This window comes from Microbacterium sp. LBN7, from assembly GCF_045690345.1.
Classification (GTDB): Bacteria; Actinomycetota; Actinomycetes; order Actinomycetales; family Microbacteriaceae; genus Microbacterium.
This window is the reverse complement of sequence record NZ_CP147856.1, coordinates 3,834,935-3,851,088: the sequence shown is the minus strand read 5'-3', so window position 1 is coordinate 3,851,088 and position 16,154 is coordinate 3,834,935. Positions and strand designations below refer to the sequence as shown.

Genomic DNA, 16,154 nt, shown 5'->3' with positions numbered 1-16,154 from the left:
TGGTCGTATGAGCGATGTGCTGGGGTGGGCGACGGCGGCAGGCGTGCTCCTTCTGGGCCCGGTACTGCTCGTCATCGGCATGATGCACACGTTCTCGCGCAAGCCCGTCGAGGAGAAGTACGAGAACGCCACGGCCGGCGGGCTCGGCGGAGCGTTCGACGCCGTCTGGTCACCATCGGCGCACGAGGCCGGTCAGGAGCGGGACCGGCAGACGCAGCGGACCGCACCGGCGCCGTCTCCCGGCGACCCGCCGAGCAGGATCGACCGCGGACGCATCGTCATCGACATCTGACACCGTCCCGGGCATGACGAAGGCCCCGCACTCCGAGGAGTACGGGGCCTTTCGCGGCAGAGGTCCTTACTTGGACGAGCCGCCGAAGCCCTTGAAGCGCTGGTTGAACTTCTCGACGCGACCGGCCGAGTCCATGATGCGCTGCTTGCCCGTGTAGAACGGGTGCGATGCCGAGGAGATCTCGACGTCGATGACGGGGTACTCCACGCCGTCCAGCTCGATCGTCTTGTCGCTCGACACGGTGGAGCGGGTGAGGAAGGTCTCGCCCGAGCCGAGGTCGCGGAACACGACAGCCTTGTACTCGGGGTGAATGTCAGTCTTCATGGGATTCCTTAGTTGCTGCCCTGGATTGTGCCAGGGACGAGGGAAGTCTGCGGCGCGGAGAGCACCAAGGGTCGATTCTATCAGTAGTTCGAGGAAGCTCAGTAATCAGGGTCAGGCCGCGGCGCGCGCGGCGTACCGACCCTCGTCGCTGGTCAGCACGATCGGCATCCCGAAGGTGTCGCCGAGCGTCTCGGCCGTGAGCGTCTCGGCGATCGGCCCCGCGGCGACGACGGCGCCGTCGCGGATCAGCAGCACATGCGTGAATCCGACCGGGATCTCCTCCACGTGGTGCGTGACCATGAGCATCGCCGGTGTCGTCGGCGACGACGCATAGCCGCTGAGCAGCGCCAGCAGCTCTTCGCGGGACCCGAGGTCGAGCGACGCGGTGGGCTCGTCGAGCAGCAGCAGCTCCGGGTCGGTCATCACCGCCCGAGCGATCTGCACGCGCTTCTGCTCGCCGTCGCTCAGCGTGCCGAAGGTGCGCTCCGCGAGGTGGGCGAGGCGCCAGTCGCCGAGCACGCGCAGCGCGCGGCGCTCATCGATGTCCTCATAGTTCTCGTTCCAGCGTCCGAGCACGGAGTACGCGGCGGTGAGAACGGTGTTGAGCACGGTCTCGTCGCGCGGGACCCGCTTGGCCATCGCGGACGACGCGAACCCGATGCGCGGGCGCACCTCGAACACATCGGTGCGCCCCAGGGTCTCCCCGAGGACGGTGACCGTGCCCGAGGTCGGGTGCATCAGCGTGTCGGCCAGTTGGAGCAGCGTCGTCTTGCCTGCGCCGTTCGGGCCGAGGATCACCCATCGCTGGTCGTCGGCGACCTCCCAGGTCACGTGATCGATGATGTTGCGTCCCTCACGGCGCACGACGACGTCGGTGAATTCCAGAGCGCTCGGCATGCACCAAGCCTATCGGCTCAGGTGAGGAGCTCCGCGTAGAGCGCGCGGGTGGTGTCGGCGATCGCGCCCCAGCTGAAGTCGCTCCTGGCGCGTTCGCGTCCGGCAGCGCCGTACTCGCGCGCACGCTCCGGATCCATCGCGACCTCGGTGAGCACGGCCGCGAGATCAGCGATGAAGCGCTCCGGATCGACCGGCGTCCCCGTGCCGTCCTGCAGCTGCTCGATGGGCACGAGCCGTCCGGTCACGCCGTCGGCGACGACCTCCGGGATGCCGCCGGTCGCCGTGCCGACGACAGCGGCGCCGCAGGCCATGGCCTCGAGGTTCACGATCCCCAGGGGCTCGTACACGGAGGGGCAGACGAACGTCGTGGCGGCCGTCAGGATGGCGGACAGCTCGTCGCGCGGCAGCATCCGCTCGATCCAGATCACGCCGTCCCTGCTCTGCTGCAGCAGGCGGACGCCCTCCTGCACCTCGGCCATGATCTCGGGGGTGTCCGGGGCGCCCGCGCACAGCACGAGCTGCACCTCCGGCGGCAGCAGCCGCGCTGCCTGGAGGAGGTACGGGAGTCCTTTCTGCCGCGTGATCCGACCGACGAAGACGACGGACGGCCGATCGGGATCCATCCCGATCGACTCGAGGAACGCGGCATCGTGCACCGGACGCCAGCGCTCGACGTCGATCCCGTTGTGGATCACCCGCACCTTGGCCGGATCGACCTGCGGGTAGCTGCGCAGGATGTCGGCGCGCATCCCCGCGCTGACGGCGATCACCGCGGCGGCGTTCTCGTATGCGAGCTTCTCGATGCCGCTGGACACGGCGTAGCCGCCGCCGAGCTGCTCGGCCTTCCACGGACGCAGCGGCTCGAGGCTGTGCGCGGTGAGCACGTGCGGGATCCCGTGCAGCTGCGATGCCAGATGTCCCGCGAAGTTCGCGTACCAGGTGTGGCTGTGCACCACGTCGGCGTCGGCGATCGCCGAGACGATCTCGAGGTCGGTGCCGAGCGTCTGGAGCGCCCCGTTCGCCCCGGCGAGCTCCGCGGGCGGCTGATAGGCGAAAGTCCCCTCCTCATCGCGCGGTGCGCCGAATGCGCGGACGCGCACGTCGATGCTCTTCCGCAGGGCGGTGACGAGCTCAGCGACGTGCACACCGGCCCCGCCATAGATCTCCGGCGGGTATTCCTTGGTGATCATCTCGACTCGCATGCATTAGACGCTAGCGACTCACTTGTCCAGACGCTAGGAACCGGAAAGGAGTGGCATCTATGGTGGAGCCATGTCCGCTCCAAAGAAGGTCTTCGGGATCATCCTCGCCGGCGGCGAGGGCAAGCGCCTCATGCCCCTGACGGCCGATCGTGCCAAACCCGCCGTGCCCTTCGGCGGACAGTACCGACTGATCGACTTCGCGATCTCGAACCTCATAAACTCCGGCCTCCGCCAGGTCGTCGTGCTCACGCAGTACAAGTCGCACAGCCTCGATCGCCACATCTCGCAGACGTGGCGGATGTCGGCGCTCCTGGATTCCTACGTGACCTCCGTCCCGGCGCAGCAGCGGCTCGGCAAGCGCTGGTTCTCCGGCTCCGCCGACGCGATCCTGCAGAGCATGAACCTGATCAACGACGAGAAGCCCGACATCGTCGTCGTCATCGGCGCCGACCACGTCTACCGGATGGACTTCCGACAGATGCTCGAGGCGCACATCGCCTCGGGCGCGAAGGCGACGGTCGCCGGCATCCGCCAGCCGCTCGCCCTGGCTTCGCAGTTCGGCGTGATCGATGCGGATGCCGAGACGGGCCGGATCAAGCAGTTCCTGGAGAAGCCGACCGACATCGCCGGTCTCGAGGACTCGCCCCACGAGGTGCTGGCCTCGATGGGCAACTACATCTTCGATGCCGACGCTCTGATAGCCGCGGTCGAGGCCGACGGCGAATCCCCCACCTCGGGACACGACATGGGCGGCGACATCGTGCCCTACTTCGTCGATCGGGGCGAAGCGGGCTACTACGACATGAAGCAGAACGAGGTTCCCGGCTCCTCGCCGCGCGACCGCTCGTACTGGCGCGACGTGGGGACGATCGACTCGTTCTTCGACGCCCACCGCGACCTGATCTCGACGCTTCCGATCTTCAACCTCTACAACATGGAATGGCCGATCCATTCGCAGGCGGTCAACTCCCCTCCCGCGAAGTTCGTGCGCGACTCGGTCGGCCGCATCGGGAACGCCATCGACTCGATCGTCTCGCTCGGCTCCGTGCTCTCCGGGACGCATCTGGAGCGCAGCGTGGTCGGGCCGTGGACCCTGGCCGGCGGCGGCTCGACCATCACGGACTCCGTGGTGTTCGACCATGTGCAGCTCGGCCAGGGGTCGCGGGTGCATCGCGCGATCCTCGACAAGAACGTCGTCCTCGCCGACGGTGCGACCGTCGGAGTCGATCGCGAGCGCGACCTCGCGCGCGGGTTCACGGTCACCGAGTCGGGGATCACCGTCGTCGGCAAGGGCGTCTTCATCGAGCGCTGAGTCGGTCACGCGGCGCGAAGACGGTCCGCGCGGTCGCTAGGCTCGAAGCCGTGACCTCCGCGCGATTCCTCGTCGTCCTCGATGCCGATTCCACCCTCATCCGCAACGAGGTGATCGAGCTGCTCGCCGACGAGGCCGGCCGCCGCGACGAGGTGCAGGCCGCGACCGAGGCAGCGATGCGCGGCGAGGTCGACTTCGCCGCGAGCCTGCGCTCGCGCGTGGCCGCTCTGGCCGGCGTACCCGTGTCCGCGTTCGCCCGCGTCCGCGCCCGCATCGAGCCCACGTCGGGCGTGCGCGAGCTGACGGCGGCCGTGCACGCACGAGGTGGCGTGGTGGGCGTGGTCTCCGGCGGGTTCCACGAGATCCTCGACAGCGTCGCTCCCGAGCTCGGGGTCGACCGCTGGCGCGCCAACCGGCTCGCGGTCGTCGATGGCGCGCTCTCCGGCCAGGTCGACGGCGACATCGTGGATGCGGCGGCGAAGGCCTCCTCCCTGCGGGAGTGGGCGATCGAGCTCGGCGTCGCGCCGCACGCGACGATCGCCATCGGAGACGGCGCGAACGACCTCCAGATGATGGCGGCGGCGGGCCTCGGCCTCGCCTTCAACGCGAAGCCCGCGGTGCGGGAGGCCGCCAGCCTGGTCATCGGCCCGCAGGACCTCGCCGAGGTCATCGCGCTGCTGCCGTAGCGCCCGTGGCGGATGTCGGCGACCCCGGCTACCGTCGGGGAATGGACATCATCCTCATCCCGGGACTCTGGCTCGACGCCTCCAGCTGGGACGAGGTGATCCCGACGCTCGAGAAGGCGGGGCACCGCGTGCATCCGCTCACCCTGCCGGGTGTCGGAGCCCCCGCCGCGGAGTCGGCGGGCATCGGCATCGCCGACTGGGTCGACGCGGCCGCACGCGCGGTCGATGCTCTGCCCGGCGCAGCCGTCGTGGTGGGCCACAGCGGCGGGGGCAACGTCGCGTGGGGCATCGCCGACGCTCGACCCGAGCGCGTGAGCCGTGTCATCTTCGTCGACACCGTGCCGCCGCCGTCCGGCAACGGCATCAGCGAGTTCGAACTGGTCGACGGCGTCGTGCCGTTCCCCGGGTGGGACTTCTTCCCCGACGAAGACGTCAGCGATCTCGACGCGGCCGTGCGCGCTCGCACCGCTCCCCTGACGCTCAGCGTGCCGGCCCGCGTGCCGACCGACGAGATCGTCCTCGCCGACAGCGCGCGCCACCACGTTCCCGTGACGCTCCTCATGGGAGGTCTCGATCAGGAGACGTTCGAGGGCATGATCGACCAGTGGGGGCCGTACGCCGACGAGTACCGTGCGATCGATGACGCAGAGGTCGTGAAGATCGGCTCCGGCCACTGGCCGCAGTTCTCCGCGCCGGTGAAGCTCGGCGAGCTGATCGTCGCCGCGGTCGCCCGCTGAGGGCTCAGAGCCGGCGGCTCGCGGTCAGTGCCCCATCCCCAGTCCGCCGTCCACCGGGATGACCGCGCCGGAGATGTACCCGGCGTCGTCGCCGGCGAGCCAGGTGACGACGCCCGCGACCTCGTCGGGGGTCGCGAACCGGCCGGCGGGGATGTTCGCCTTGTACTGCTTCTGCGTCTCCTCCGGGAGCTCGGCGGTCATGTCGGTCTCGATGAAACCGGGAGCGACGACGTTCGCGGTGATCCCGCGACCGCCGAGCTCCCGGGTGAGCGAACGGGCGAAGCCGACCAGGGCGCTCTTCGAGGCCGAGTAGTTGACCTGCCCGGCGGAGCCGTAGAGTCCGACGACGCTCGAGATGAGGATGACGCGACCGAAGCGAGCGCGGAGCATGCCCTTCGATGCGCGCTTCACGACACGGAAGGTGCCACCGAGGTTGGTCGCGACGACGCTGTCGAAGTCGTCCTCGCTCATGCGCAGCAGCAGGGTGTCCTTCGTGATCCCCGCGTTCGCGACGACGATCTCGACCGGACCGAGCTGCTGCTCCACCTCGGTGAACGCGGCATCGAGCGCGGCGGCATCCGTCACGTCGGCGCGGACGGTGAGCGTGCCCTCCGGGCCCTCCCCGGATCGCGCGGTGACGGCGACGCGGTAGCCGTCACGGACGAAGCGCTCGGCGATCGCGCGGCCGATGCCGCGGTTGCCTCCGGTGACGAGGACGACGCGCTGAGCACTCATGGGTATCACTCCTGATCTGAACCGGCGGTCTCGGAGCGTCCGAGCCGTGATCGATCCTATCGAGGATGCCCCGCAGACCCAGGCGAGGCGTTTGACACGAGCAGTCCGCCCTGGAACTCTGAACGTGACGAAAGGGCCTCCGCGTGAGCGACAACAGCTTCCCTCCCCCCGCCGGCGAACAGCCGGTCTCCCCGCCCCCGCCGCCCGCGCATCCGGCTCTGCCGCCCGCGCAGCCCGTGCAGGCGTATCCAGGAGCCGCGCCGTCGTACGGTCAGGCGCCCCCGCCTCCCGTCGGATACCCGGCACCGCCCGCCGCCGCGCCGCAGCCGGGCTACGCGGTCGCCCCGAGTCAGCCCGTCTACAGCGCACCGCCCGCCCCGCAGGGGTACGGGGCCGCTCCCGCTCAGCTTCCGCCGCAGCAGCCCGGCTACGCACCGTACCTCACCCCGGGCTACCCCATGCCCGCCGCGCGACCGACGAGCGGCCTGGCGATCACCTCGCTGGTCTGCGGCATCGCCGGGATCGTCCTGTTCTGGGCCGTCGTCCCGATGCTGGCGTCGATCGTCGCAGTGATCACCGGTCACATGGCACTCGGTCAGACCAAGCGCAATCCGGCGCTCGGCGGCCGTGGCATGGCATTCGCCGGCCTGATCACCGGCTACGTGGTCGTGGCGCTGCTGCTGTTCACGATCGTCATCAGCCTGCTCTTCTTCGGCGCGTTCACGATCCCGTTCCTCTTCTCCAGCTGAGCGCGATACCGCACGCCGTGCATCCCGCACCGGCGTAGGCTGGACTCATCGTGAAGAACGCGCGTCAGGTCCCGGCTGTCACCTCCCTCCCGCAGTCCCCGCGGGATGAGGCTGACCATCGTGTGCGCCGCTACGCGCTCACGATGACCATCCGCATCGCCTGCTTCGCGCTGATGGTGCTGGTCCAGCCGTACGGCTGGTACACGTGGGTCTTCGGGATCGCCGCCGCGGTGCTGCCGTACATCGCCGTAGTGTTCGCGAACGCGGGAAGCGACAGCACCGAGACCACCGCGGAATCCCCCGTCCAGGAGCTGGAAGCACCGCGACCGGAGCCGACGGTCGTCGAGACCACGGATCCGACGGTGTTCACGATCCGCGAAAGCCGGCAGGACGGATCGTGACCGCACTCGAATGCTCGCGCGCCGGATGCCGGCGCGCGGCGACCAGGAGCGTGGTCTGGCGGAATCCCCGCATCCACGCCGCTGACCGCGAGAAGATCTGGCTCGCGTGCGACGAGCACGTCGAGTTCCTGCGGGATTACCTGGCCGCGCGGGACTTCCCGGTGACCGTGCGGGACGGTGTCCCTGCATGAGCAAGAGGATGACCCGGTGGGGCGTGTATGTGCTCGTCGCGATCGGCTTCGCGGTCGCCTGCGCCTTCCTGTCGAACTGGCAGTTCGAGCGCAACGAGTCCCGCTCCGAGCAGATCGCGCTCATCGAGCGGAACTACGACGCCGACCCCGTGCCGCTGGCCGACCTCATCGGCGACGACGGCGTGCTCGAACCGGGCGACCAGTGGCATCCGGTCATTCTGCAGGGCGAGTATCTCGCCGATCAGCAGCTGCTGGTGCGCAACCGTCCGCACGGGGGCACGAGCGCCTTCGAGGTGCTGGTGCCGTTCCGCGACGCCGACGGTCGCGTGTTCATCGTGGACCGCGGCTGGGTGCCGCCGGGCGACGGCGACGCCCCCGACGCGGTGCCCGCACCTCCCATGGGCGAGACCACTGTGATTGCGCGACTGCGCCAGAGCGAGCAGGTCCCGGCATCCGGCCGCGGTGCGCCGGAGGGTCAGGTCCCGACGATCAATCTGCCGACGATCGCCGAGCTCGTGGATGGCGACGTGATCACCGGCGCCTATGGCCAGCTCATCAGCGAGACCCCTGCCGCCGACGCGGCGCTGGGCGGGTTCGACTCCCCCACCGACGATCCCGGCCCGCACCTCTCCTATGCGATCCAGTGGATCCTGTTCGCGCTGATGGGCTTCGTGTTCATCGGCTACATCATCCGCACCGAGATCGTGAAGCATCGGGAAGAGCTGGAGGATGCTCCGGCACCGGTCAGGAAGACGCGTCGCCGCGACAAGGATGCCGACGTCGAGGACGAGCTGCTCGACGCACGCTGACGTCGATCAGTTCCAGGCCCTGACCTCGGAGATGACGGCGGTCTTGGGGTACGTGCCCGAGGGCGCGCCGACCTCGAAGAGATCGATCAGCAGCATCATCGGATACTCCGGTGCCTGCGGCATGCGGCGGAGCACGCGCCCTTCGCATCCGATCGTGGTCTCTCCGTCGCCCCAGATCACTGTCCACGTGTGAGGCGCGCTCGCATCGAACGGGAGCACGATCTCGGCCATGTCGGTCGTGAGCCGCGGGTCATGGTGTGCCTTGATGCCGGTCCGCGCCCGCGTCGCCGCAGAGACGGCGTCGGCGTCGATCTCGAAGATGCAGATCTCGCCCGAGTCGGTCTCGGCGAGGTGCTCCGTTCCGACGAGCCAGGCCGCGAGCATGCATCCGTCGTCTGTGCTCGCAGCGACAGTCAGATCGACGCGTCCTCGCGACGGAGCGAACAGGATGCGCGTCGGCGTCGCCGTCCGCACCTCGAGCCCATCGGCGCGATGGCGATGGGTCCCGCGCATCGACCCGACCGCACCCGAGAAGACAGCGGTCTGCAGGTTCGACACGCGCATCGGAGCATCCTCCTCGCGCCAATCGAGCTGTTCGGCGTCGATCCGGAGCTCCAGCCCGGACTCGGTGATCCGATACCGCGCTTCCGACCGCTCGGAGACCGTCCACTGCGGCAGGTAGTGGGCGATCCACTTCTCCGTATCGAGTCCGTCCCGGAAGTCATCGCTGAAGTCCGGGGACCGCGGTGGCGCGGCTGCGAGGGTCTCGTCCATGCTTCAGTCCGCCCAGGGCATCGGCTTCTCGGGCAGTCGCGAGCTGTCGTCGGGGAGGTGGGGCAGCTCTTCGCCGCCCGCGCGGAGGCAGAGCCAACGCAGCTCGCCGTGGCTGTCCGGGCGGGCTCGCCACGTGCGAGCGACGCCCTGGCCGACTCGGATCACGGTTCCCGGACCCACCTCGACGACGTCGTCGTCGAGTCCCATCTGACCGCGCCCGGCGAGGAAGACGTAGACCTCCTCGATCTTCCGATGCACGTGCCAGTAGCCGGCCTCCTCACCGGGTACGAGCGCATTCGCCGTCATCCCGATGTACTGCATCGTCAGCCCGTGGTCGACGACCCGACGCCCGTCCCGCGACCGCGTCTCGTCGAAGCCGCCGTGGTGCCCCCGCCACTCGTCGAGAGCCCCGATCTCCACCACCTGATATCCGCTCACGCTTCTCTCCTCCTCCGACATCGGATGATCTCCTGTTCAGCGCGCCAGCGCCGCGAAGTACTCGCGCTGCGCGGGGTAGTAGTCCTCGAACGGCGGCAGCGGAGCATCGGACATCGAGGCGATCAGCTGATCGAGGTACCACTCCCATCCCGGGCCGACGTCGCCGATCGTCGTGGCGTCCACGGCGTGCATGGTGAAGCGCAGCTCCGTGCGCTCACCGGCGGGCGTCAGCTCCATCGAGACATCCCAGGCTCCTGCCTCATCGATCGACAGCACCCGGAGCCGTCGTGGCCGATCGCACTCGGTGATGCGGACGTCTGCCCAGGGCGACTCCTCCTCGAAGCCGAGACGGAGCCTGATCGTCGCGCCGACCGCTCCCTCACCCTCCCAGGCGCCGATCCACCGGGCTGTGCGTTCCGGTTCCGTGATGCTCGCCCAGGAGTCCTCCAGCGATCCGGGCAGCGTCCGGGCGAAGACCAGGTCGTGTCCGTCTGCGGCGGGGACCAGCCGTCCGGTCGGTGCGGGTGCGTTCATGCTGTCTCTCCTCTGATGCTCGATTCGGATGGCGGTCGGGCCCTGCGCTGACGCCTTGCTCGTGCGACCTCGGTCTCCAGGGCGTCCAATCGGGCGTCGAAGGGCGCCCCGAGAAGGCGGTCGAGGTAGGTCGCGACCTCGACGAGCGGCTCGGAGCGCAGCGCGTAGATCCGCTGCCGCCCCGACACGGTCGCCTCGACCACGCCGCACTCGACGAGCACGCGCAGATGCTTGCTCACGGCAGGTCGGCTGATCGAGAAATGCGCGGCGATGCTCCCGGCCGGGAGAGGCGCATCGCTGACCAGCTCGAGGATCTCCCGTCGCACCGGGTCCGCGATCGCTCGAGCTCCGTCCATGAGCAAAAGAGTAACCGATTGGTTACGCTTTGTCGAGGGCGAGATGCCGCGGCGGCCCGAGCAGGGCAAGCAGCTCATCGAGCGCGGAGATCCGTCGCGCCTCGCCGGAGCGGATCCCGTGGCCCGCTTCGAAGTGGAGGAACTCGGTCCCGAGATCCTCGGCTATCTCGTGGTCGTGATTCGTGTCCCCGATGATCAGGACGTCTGCCGGCTCCAGGCCGGACGTCGTCAGCCAGCCGCGGATGACCTCGTGCTTCGACGCTCGATACGGATCATCGATGGCGAGGACCGCTTCGAACAGGCGATCCAGACCATGGGGCGCCATCTGCCGGGCGAGCGCGTCGGACACGGTCGCCGAGGCGAGAACCTGCCGGACCCCGAGCCGGCCGATGCCGCGAACGGTGCGGAGTGCACCCTCGTGGAGCCGTGGCTCCACGACTCGCATCGCGAGTCGGGCCAGGTACGTGGACGCCGCAGTGACGAAACGATCGTCGCCGACGCCGACTGAGCGGTAGAACTCCCGGATCGGGAACCGGAAGACGGACCGATAGGCCTCCAGATCGGCCAGGGGCTCACGCCCGTGGTCGACGAGCACCGTGTTCATGACCTGGCGGCAGATCTCCGCGTCGTCGAGCAGGGTGCCGTTCCAGTCCCAGCAGACTGCGCGGATGTGGGCGAGACTCATCCGTTCACGCTAGCGAGGGTCGCCGACACCGGCCCGTACCCCTTCGTCCCGATCAGTCCCGGGCGATCGAGTGCCGCCAGCCGTCGCCGACGGACTCGTAGACCACTCGCGTGTGCCGGCGGTCGCGGGATCCCTGCCAGAACTCGATCCGCGACGGGATGACACGCCAGCGCACCCAGTCCCCCGCTGCGACACCCGCCTGCGCCGCGACCGATCGCGCCGCGAGGTCCGCCGCGCTCTCCTCGGCGGTCGCCTCCTCCACGCGCCCGCGCACCCGAACAGCGCGCACCTGCGGCTGCCACCAGAAGTTCAGCGCCGCGGCCGGCGAATCGGCGAGCTGCGCGCCCTTGCGCGACGAACGGGTGCTGGCGAAGGCCCATCCGCCCGCGTCGATCCCCTTCAGGATCAACGTCCGCGCATCCGGGACGCCCGCGGCGTCGACCGTCGCGAGGGTGGCGGCATGCGGCTCGGCGACGCCGTCGGCATCCGCCCGCAGCAACCACTCCCGGAAGAGTTCTGTCGGCTCCGCGGGCACGGCGTCGAGATCCCACTCCGGCGCGACTCCGGTCAGTGCATGGCGACCGCGGAGCCAGTCGTTCAGAGGGAGCAGCTCACGGTCCTGATCGTCGAACGTCACCCTGTCGACTATGCCACGCCCTGCGAGCGGTCAGGCCAGCTCGATGAGGTCCTGATACTCCTGGCTCCAGATGTCCTCGACGCCGTCGGGGAGGATCAGCACGCGCTCCGGGTTCAGCGACTGCACGGCACCGGGGTCGTGCGAGACCAGCACGACGGCCCCCTCGTAGTGCGCGAGGGCTCCGAGGATCTCCTCGCGCGACGCGGGATCAAGGTTGTTCGTGGGCTCGTCGAGCAGGAGCAGGTTCGCCGACGACACGACGAGGGTCGCGAGAGACAGACGCGTCTTCTCTCCGCCGGACAGGACGCCTGCAGGCTTCAGCACGTCGTCACCGGTGAACAGGAACGAGCCGAGAACCTTGCGCGCCTCGGTCTCGGTGATGTGCGGAGCCGCGGAGACCATGTTCTCCAGCACCGAGCGATTCACATCGAGGTTCTCGTGCTCCTGCGCGTAGTAGCCGACCTTGAGCCCGTGTCCGGGCTCGAGCTGCCCGGTGTCGGGCTGGTCGACTCCGGCGAGCATCCGCAGCAGGGTCGTCTTGCCGGCACCGTTGAGCCCCAGCACCACGACCTTCGAGCCGCGGTCGATCGCGAGGTCGACATCCGTGAAGATCTCGAGCGAGCCGTAGGACTTCGACAGACCGGAGGCCATCATCGGGGTCTTGCCGCACGGGGCGGGCTTCGGGAACCGCAGCTTCGCGACGCGGTCTTCCTGCCGGACATCCTCGAGACCCGCGAGCAGCTTCTCGGCACGCGCCACCATCTGGTGGGCGGCCGCGGCCTTGGAGGCCTTGGCGCCGAAGCGCGCGGCCTGCTGCTGCAGGGTCGTCGCCTTCTTCTCGGCGTTGGCGCGCTCCTTCTTGCGACGCTCCTCGTCGGCCACCCGCTGGCGCAGGTAGTTCTTCCAGTTCATGTTGTAGGTGTCGATGACCTGACGGTTGGCGTCGAGGTAGAACACCCGGTTCACGGTCTCGCCGACGAGCTCGACATCGTGGCTGATGACGATCAGTCCGCCCTTGTACCCCTTGAGGAACTCGCGCAGCCAGACGACGCTGTCCGCGTCGAGGTGGTTGGTCGGCTCATCGAGGATCATCGTCTGCGCGTCCGAGAACAGGATGCGTGCGAGCTCGATGCGCCGGCGTTGACCGCCGGAGAGCGTCGAGAGCGGCTGATCGAGGATGCGATCGGGGAGGGACAGGTTGTGCGCGATGGAGGCGGCCTGGGCCTCGGCGGCGTACCCGCCCTGCGCCTCGAACTTCTCCGTCAGGGAGGCGTAGCGCTTCATCGCCTTCGCCGCGACCGCGGGGTCGTCGGACCCCATGGCGAGCGACGCCTCGGTCATCCCGAGGTTCAGCTGGCCGAGGCCGCGAGCATCGAGGATGCGCGTTCGCGCGAGATCCTCCGGATTGCCGGAACGCGGATCCTGCGGCAGGTAGCCGAGCTCGCCCGAGCGCGTCACGCTGCCACCGGACGGCAGCACGTCGCCGGCGAGCACCTTGGTCAGCGTGGTCTTCCCTGCGCCGTTGCGACCGACGAGTCCGATCTTGTCGCCGTCGGCGACGCGGAAGGAGACGTTCTCCATGAGCAGGCGCGCGCCAACGCGGATCTCGAGGTCGTGCACGGCAAGCACAGCGGATGTCCGTTCGTTCAAGGGGAGAGAGTCGGCCGACGGCCAGCCTCCCAGTATAAGCGGCGCAGCAGGGAGCGCCGGTCAGGAAGATCAGTCCCGAGAGTGAGAGGGACGATACCGGAGAGGGATGCCCGCACCGGCACGCGCTCCGTAGCGTGCAGGAGTGGACATCCTCAACGAGCTCATCATGCAGGCCATCGCCTCCCCCTGGCTGTACCTCGTGCTGTTGGTCGTGACGATCGTCGACGGGTTCTTCCCTCCGGTGCCGAGCGAGACGGTGCTGGTCGCGGCGGCGGCAGTGGCCGCATCCTCGGGTGACGGGAACCTGCTGCTCCTCGGCGCGATCGGCGCCGTCGGAGCCGCGATCGGCGACAACATCGCCTTCGCGATCGGACGCCGGCTCGGGACGACCCGCTTCGCCTGGATGCGCCGACCACGGGTCGCCGCCGCATTCGCGCATGCGCAGACCGCGCTGGACCGTCGCAGCGCTGTCCTGATCCTGGGCGCGCGATACATCCCCGTCGGCCGAGTCGCCGTCAACATGTCCGCCGGCGCGCTCGGCTTCCCGTGGCGACGCTTCGGGCCCCTGAGTCTGATCGCCGGACTCAGCTGGAGCATCTTCAGCCTCGCCATCGGTCTGCTCGCCGGCGCCTGGATCAAGGATCAGCCGCTCCTCAGCGCCGGGCTCGGCATCGTCATCGCCCTCGCGATCGGAGTGGTGATCGACCGGGTCGCCGCCGCCCGTCGACGGCGCGAGACCGTTCCCCAACTGGCAGGATGACAGACATGGCACGACGCAGAGAGCGCCCCCCGCGCCGTCCGCGGATCAGTCGGCGCACCGCTGCGCTCGCTGCGCTGTGCGTGGCGAGCATCGCGCTGTACTCGACCCTCGTCCCCCTCCAGACCCTCCTCCTCGGTACGCCGCTCCCCCTGTCGTTCATCCTCGGCGCCGCCCTCTGCGTGTCGCCGCTCCTCGCGATCGCCCACCCGCGCTGGGCCATCGCGCTCTTCTGCGCCGCCGCCTTCGTCCTTCCGCTCCTCGTCGTCCCGGAGCTCGCGACCCATTCGCCCTGGCCATGGTCGGTTCCCGCTCTCCTGACGTTCGTCCTGTTCGTCGGGGTCGTGACGTTCGTGCACGGCGCGCGGATCGGGGCATTCCCCCTGATCATCGGCGTGATCGCGTCGCTCACCGCACCTCTTCTCCGTCCGGACATGGTCGCGACGGCCGGCTCCGCCGGAAGCGCGACCGCCGATCTGATCGTGACCTCATCGATCGCGGCGGCGATGCTCCTGATCGCGGCGCTCGTGTCCGGCCGACTGCGTGTCTCGGCCGAGCTGTCGCGCGAGAAGGAGCACAGCGCTCTGGAAGGTTCGCGTCGCGCGCTCGTCGAGGAGCGCACCCGCATCGCCCGTGAGCTCCACGACGTGGTGGCCCACAGCATGTCGGTGATCCAGGTGCAGGCATCGACCGCACGCTACCGCCTCCCGGAGATCGGCGAGGCCGCGACAGCCGAGTTCGAGGACATCGCGGCGACGGCGAGAGCGTCGCTCACCGAGATGCGACGGATGCTCGGCGTGCTCCGCACCGAGGACCAGAGCGCCGAACTCACCCCGCAGCAGGGCATCGACGATGTTCCGGCCCTGATCGACAGCATCCGTCGCGCCGGCGTCGAGGTCGGCCTGGTGATCGAGGGCGGAGACGCCGCGTCCGCAGCGAACCCAGCCGTGCAGATCGCCACCTTCCGCATCATCCAGGAAGCCCTGAGCAACGCGGTGCGTCATGCGCCGGGTGCGCGCATCAGCGTACGGCTGCACGCGGATGCCGCGACGATCCGCATCCGCGTGCACAACGCCGCGCCCCCGCGCACCCCGGAGAGCCATGGCACGGGCTACGGCCTCCGTGGCATGCGGGAACGCTCCGAGCTGCTCGGCGGCAGCCTCTCCGCCGGCCCTGACGACGACGGAGGCTGGACCGTCGAGGCGTCGCTCCCCGTCGGCGACGCCCTCACCACCGAGAAGGAGATCACGTGACGATCAGCGTGCTCATCGCCGACGACCAGGCCATGGTCCGCGCCGGATTCGCCGCGCTGCTGGATGCCCACGAGGGCATCCGTGTCACGGGGCAGGCCGCCACCGGCGCCGAGGCTGTGACGCTGGCGGCCCGCGTCGACCCGGACGTGATCCTGATGGACGTGCGGATGCCGGAGATGGACGGCATCGAAGCCACCCGACGCATCCTCGGCCCGTCGTATCCTGCGGCGCATGTGCCGCGGATCCTCATGCTCACCACCTTCGACATCGACGACTACGTCTACGACGCGCTGGAGGCCGGGGCCAGCGGCTTCCTGCTCAAGGACGCTCTGCCGGAGGAGCTCGTGCACGCGGTGCGCGTGGTCGCGGGTGGCGACGCGCTGCTCGCCCCGAGTGTCACCCGGCGCATGATCGAGCAGTTCGCCGGGCGCCGGCCGCGAAGCCCGAAGGCCACCACGGCGCTGGCCGAGCTCACCGAGCGTGAGCGCGAAGTGCTCGTGCTCATCGGCAAGGGGCGCTCGAACACCGAGATCGCCGCCGACCTGTTCATCGCCGAGCAGACGGTCAAGACCCATGTCGGCAAGGTCCTCGCGAAGCTGAACCTGCGCGACCGCGTGCACGCCGTGATCCTCGCGTACGACACCGGGCTCGTCGAGCCGTCCTCCTGACTCATCCTCCGGTAGGGGGAGAGAACGGCACCGGAGGGTGATGCCGCAGCGCTCACCGCGTCCATAG

The 16,154-nt window shown here is 69.3% G+C and carries 22 protein-coding genes; 11 read left to right on the top strand and 11 right to left on the bottom strand.

Features of this window, described 5'->3' with window-relative positions; all coding sequences use genetic code 11:
* The first annotated feature begins 7 nt into the window (after positions 1-7).
* Positions 8-292: a hypothetical protein gene (locus LBN7_RS18680; RefSeq protein WP_341945304.1), complete on the top strand. Its 285-nt coding sequence runs from the start codon at positions 8-10 to the stop codon at positions 290-292.
* A gap of 66 nt (positions 293-358) precedes the next feature.
* On the opposite strand, the gene LBN7_RS18675 is transcribed toward LBN7_RS18680, so the two are convergent.
* The 3 genes from LBN7_RS18675 to glgA form a co-directional block, all read right to left on the bottom strand.
* Entirely contained in the window at positions 359-616 is a 258-nt protein-coding gene (locus LBN7_RS18675; protein WP_021200734.1) for a type B 50S ribosomal protein L31, read from the bottom strand.
* Between the two features lie 111 nt (positions 617-727).
* On the bottom strand, positions 728-1,513 hold the full coding sequence (locus LBN7_RS18670) for an ABC transporter ATP-binding protein (protein WP_116634814.1): 786 nt from the start codon (positions 1,511-1,513) through the stop codon (positions 728-730).
* A 17-nt stretch (positions 1,514-1,530) separates the two neighbouring features.
* Entirely contained in the window at positions 1,531-2,715 is a 1,185-nt protein-coding gene (gene glgA, locus LBN7_RS18665) for a glycogen synthase (RefSeq protein ID WP_341945303.1), read from the bottom strand.
* Between the two features lie 70 nt (positions 2,716-2,785).
* Here glgA and LBN7_RS18660 point away from each other — a divergent pair, with 70 nt between their 5' ends.
* Genes LBN7_RS18660 through LBN7_RS18650 form a run of 3 tightly spaced genes read left to right on the top strand, consistent with a single transcriptional unit; the run spans position 2,786 to position 5,450 of the window.
* On the top strand, positions 2,786-4,027 hold the full coding sequence (locus tag LBN7_RS18660) for a glucose-1-phosphate adenylyltransferase (protein WP_116634812.1): 1,242 nt from the start codon (positions 2,786-2,788) through the stop codon (positions 4,025-4,027).
* Positions 4,028-4,077: 50 nt separating this feature from the next.
* A complete protein-coding gene (gene serB / locus LBN7_RS18655; protein WP_116634811.1) occupies positions 4,078-4,713 on the top strand; it encodes a phosphoserine phosphatase SerB in 636 nt (211 codons plus the stop codon).
* Positions 4,714-4,754: 41 nt separating this feature from the next.
* On the top strand, positions 4,755-5,450 hold the full coding sequence (locus tag LBN7_RS18650; protein WP_407360473.1) for an alpha/beta fold hydrolase: 696 nt from the start codon (positions 4,755-4,757) through the stop codon (positions 5,448-5,450).
* Between the two features lie 24 nt (positions 5,451-5,474).
* Here the strand turns inward: LBN7_RS18650 and LBN7_RS18645 are convergent, their stop codons facing one another.
* On the bottom strand, positions 5,475-6,185 hold the full coding sequence (locus tag LBN7_RS18645) for a beta-ketoacyl-ACP reductase (protein ID WP_045280106.1): 711 nt from the start codon (positions 6,183-6,185) through the stop codon (positions 5,475-5,477).
* 143 nt (positions 6,186-6,328) lie between these two features.
* Between LBN7_RS18645 and LBN7_RS18640 the strand changes: the two genes are divergently transcribed.
* Genes LBN7_RS18640 through LBN7_RS18625 form a run of 4 tightly spaced genes read left to right on the top strand, consistent with a single transcriptional unit; the run spans position 6,329 to position 8,335 of the window.
* The gene (locus LBN7_RS18640) at positions 6,329-6,934 is read left to right on the top strand and encodes a DUF4190 domain-containing protein (RefSeq protein ID WP_407360472.1); all 606 of its coding nucleotides are present in this window, start codon (positions 6,329-6,331) and stop codon (positions 6,932-6,934) included.
* Between the two features lie 50 nt (positions 6,935-6,984).
* Positions 6,985-7,335: a DUF3099 domain-containing protein gene (locus tag LBN7_RS18635; RefSeq protein ID WP_116634807.1), complete on the top strand. Its 351-nt coding sequence runs from the start codon at positions 6,985-6,987 to the stop codon at positions 7,333-7,335.
* Complete coding sequence (locus LBN7_RS18630; protein WP_407360471.1) at positions 7,332-7,526, top strand: hypothetical protein; 195 nt, start codon at positions 7,332-7,334, stop codon at positions 7,524-7,526. The genes LBN7_RS18635 and LBN7_RS18630 overlap by 4 nt, the downstream gene beginning before the upstream one ends.
* Positions 7,523-8,335 carry an SURF1 family protein gene (locus LBN7_RS18625; RefSeq protein ID WP_407360470.1) on the top strand — a complete coding sequence of 271 codons (813 nt, stop codon included), beginning with the start codon at positions 7,523-7,525 and terminating at the stop codon, positions 8,333-8,335. The genes LBN7_RS18630 and LBN7_RS18625 overlap by 4 nt, the downstream gene beginning before the upstream one ends.
* 6 nt (positions 8,336-8,341) lie before the next feature.
* Here LBN7_RS18625 and LBN7_RS18620 read toward each other — a convergent pair whose 3' ends face one another.
* The 7 genes from LBN7_RS18620 to LBN7_RS18590 are packed head-to-tail and all read right to left on the bottom strand — an operon-like array spanning position 8,342 to position 13,388.
* Complete coding sequence (locus LBN7_RS18620) at positions 8,342-9,109, bottom strand: hypothetical protein (RefSeq protein WP_407360469.1); 768 nt, start codon at positions 9,107-9,109, stop codon at positions 8,342-8,344.
* Positions 9,110-9,112: 3 nt separating this feature from the next.
* Entirely contained in the window at positions 9,113-9,547 is a 435-nt protein-coding gene (locus LBN7_RS18615) for a cupin domain-containing protein (RefSeq protein WP_407360468.1), read from the bottom strand.
* 36 nt (positions 9,548-9,583) lie between these two features.
* Complete coding sequence (locus LBN7_RS18610; protein WP_407360467.1) at positions 9,584-10,081, bottom strand: SRPBCC family protein; 498 nt, start codon at positions 10,079-10,081, stop codon at positions 9,584-9,586.
* Positions 10,078-10,437, bottom strand: coding sequence for an ArsR/SmtB family transcription factor (locus LBN7_RS18605; RefSeq protein WP_407360466.1), 360 nt, complete (start codon positions 10,435-10,437; stop codon positions 10,078-10,080). The genes LBN7_RS18610 and LBN7_RS18605 overlap by 4 nt, the downstream gene beginning before the upstream one ends.
* Positions 10,438-10,459: 22 nt before the next feature.
* Complete coding sequence (locus LBN7_RS18600; RefSeq protein WP_407360465.1) at positions 10,460-11,122, bottom strand: HAD family hydrolase; 663 nt, start codon at positions 11,120-11,122, stop codon at positions 10,460-10,462.
* A gap of 52 nt (positions 11,123-11,174) precedes the next feature.
* Positions 11,175-11,759 carry a pyridoxamine 5'-phosphate oxidase family protein gene (locus LBN7_RS18595; protein ID WP_407360464.1) on the bottom strand — a complete coding sequence of 195 codons (585 nt, stop codon included), beginning with the start codon at positions 11,757-11,759 and terminating at the stop codon, positions 11,175-11,177.
* Between the two features lie 30 nt (positions 11,760-11,789).
* On the bottom strand, positions 11,790-13,388 hold the full coding sequence (locus LBN7_RS18590; protein WP_116634801.1) for an ABC-F family ATP-binding cassette domain-containing protein: 1,599 nt from the start codon (positions 13,386-13,388) through the stop codon (positions 11,790-11,792).
* A 163-nt stretch (positions 13,389-13,551) separates the two neighbouring features.
* Between LBN7_RS18590 and LBN7_RS18585 the strand changes: the two genes are divergently transcribed.
* Genes LBN7_RS18585 through LBN7_RS18575 form a run of 3 tightly spaced genes read left to right on the top strand, consistent with a single transcriptional unit; the run spans position 13,552 to position 16,087 of the window.
* Positions 13,552-14,169 (top strand): DedA family protein, encoded by a 618-nt coding sequence (locus LBN7_RS18585; protein ID WP_407360463.1) that lies wholly within the window; start codon positions 13,552-13,554, stop codon positions 14,167-14,169.
* A 5-nt stretch (positions 14,170-14,174) separates the two neighbouring features.
* Positions 14,175-15,419 (top strand): sensor histidine kinase, encoded by a 1,245-nt coding sequence (locus LBN7_RS18580; RefSeq protein WP_407360462.1) that lies wholly within the window; start codon positions 14,175-14,177, stop codon positions 15,417-15,419.
* Positions 15,416-16,087: a response regulator transcription factor gene (locus LBN7_RS18575; protein ID WP_116634798.1), complete on the top strand. Its 672-nt coding sequence runs from the start codon at positions 15,416-15,418 to the stop codon at positions 16,085-16,087. The genes LBN7_RS18580 and LBN7_RS18575 overlap by 4 nt, the downstream gene beginning before the upstream one ends.
* The last annotated feature ends 67 nt before the right edge of the window (positions 16,088-16,154 follow it).

Bases quoted from the DNA above. Each gene is read 5' to 3' on its own strand.
- LBN7_RS18680 (WP_341945304.1), top strand. From the start codon at position 8: ATGAGCGATGTGCTGGGGTGGGCGACGGCGGCAGGCGTGCTCCTTCTG.
- LBN7_RS18675 (WP_021200734.1), bottom strand. From the start codon at position 616: ATGAAGACTGACATTCACCCCGAGTACAAGGCTGTCGTGTTCCGCGAC.
- LBN7_RS18670 (WP_116634814.1), bottom strand. From the start codon at position 1,513: ATGCCGAGCGCTCTGGAATTCACCGACGTCGTCGTGCGCCGTGAGGGA.
- glgA (WP_341945303.1), bottom strand. From the start codon at position 2,715: ATGCGAGTCGAGATGATCACCAAGGAATACCCGCCGGAGATCTATGGC.
- LBN7_RS18660 (WP_116634812.1), top strand. From the start codon at position 2,786: ATGTCCGCTCCAAAGAAGGTCTTCGGGATCATCCTCGCCGGCGGCGAG.
- LBN7_RS18650 (WP_407360473.1), top strand. From the start codon at position 4,755: ATGGACATCATCCTCATCCCGGGACTCTGGCTCGACGCCTCCAGCTGG.
- LBN7_RS18645 (WP_045280106.1), bottom strand. From the start codon at position 6,185: ATGAGTGCTCAGCGCGTCGTCCTCGTCACCGGAGGCAACCGCGGCATC.
- LBN7_RS18625 (WP_407360470.1), top strand. From the start codon at position 7,523: ATGAGCAAGAGGATGACCCGGTGGGGCGTGTATGTGCTCGTCGCGATC.
- LBN7_RS18620 (WP_407360469.1), bottom strand. From the start codon at position 9,109: ATGGACGAGACCCTCGCAGCCGCGCCACCGCGGTCCCCGGACTTCAGC.
- LBN7_RS18610 (WP_407360467.1), bottom strand. From the start codon at position 10,081: ATGAACGCACCCGCACCGACCGGACGGCTGGTCCCCGCCGCAGACGGA.
- LBN7_RS18605 (WP_407360466.1), bottom strand. From the start codon at position 10,437: ATGGACGGAGCTCGAGCGATCGCGGACCCGGTGCGACGGGAGATCCTC.
- LBN7_RS18600 (WP_407360465.1), bottom strand. From the start codon at position 11,122: ATGAGTCTCGCCCACATCCGCGCAGTCTGCTGGGACTGGAACGGCACC.
- LBN7_RS18580 (WP_407360462.1), top strand. From the start codon at position 14,175: ATGGCACGACGCAGAGAGCGCCCCCCGCGCCGTCCGCGGATCAGTCGG.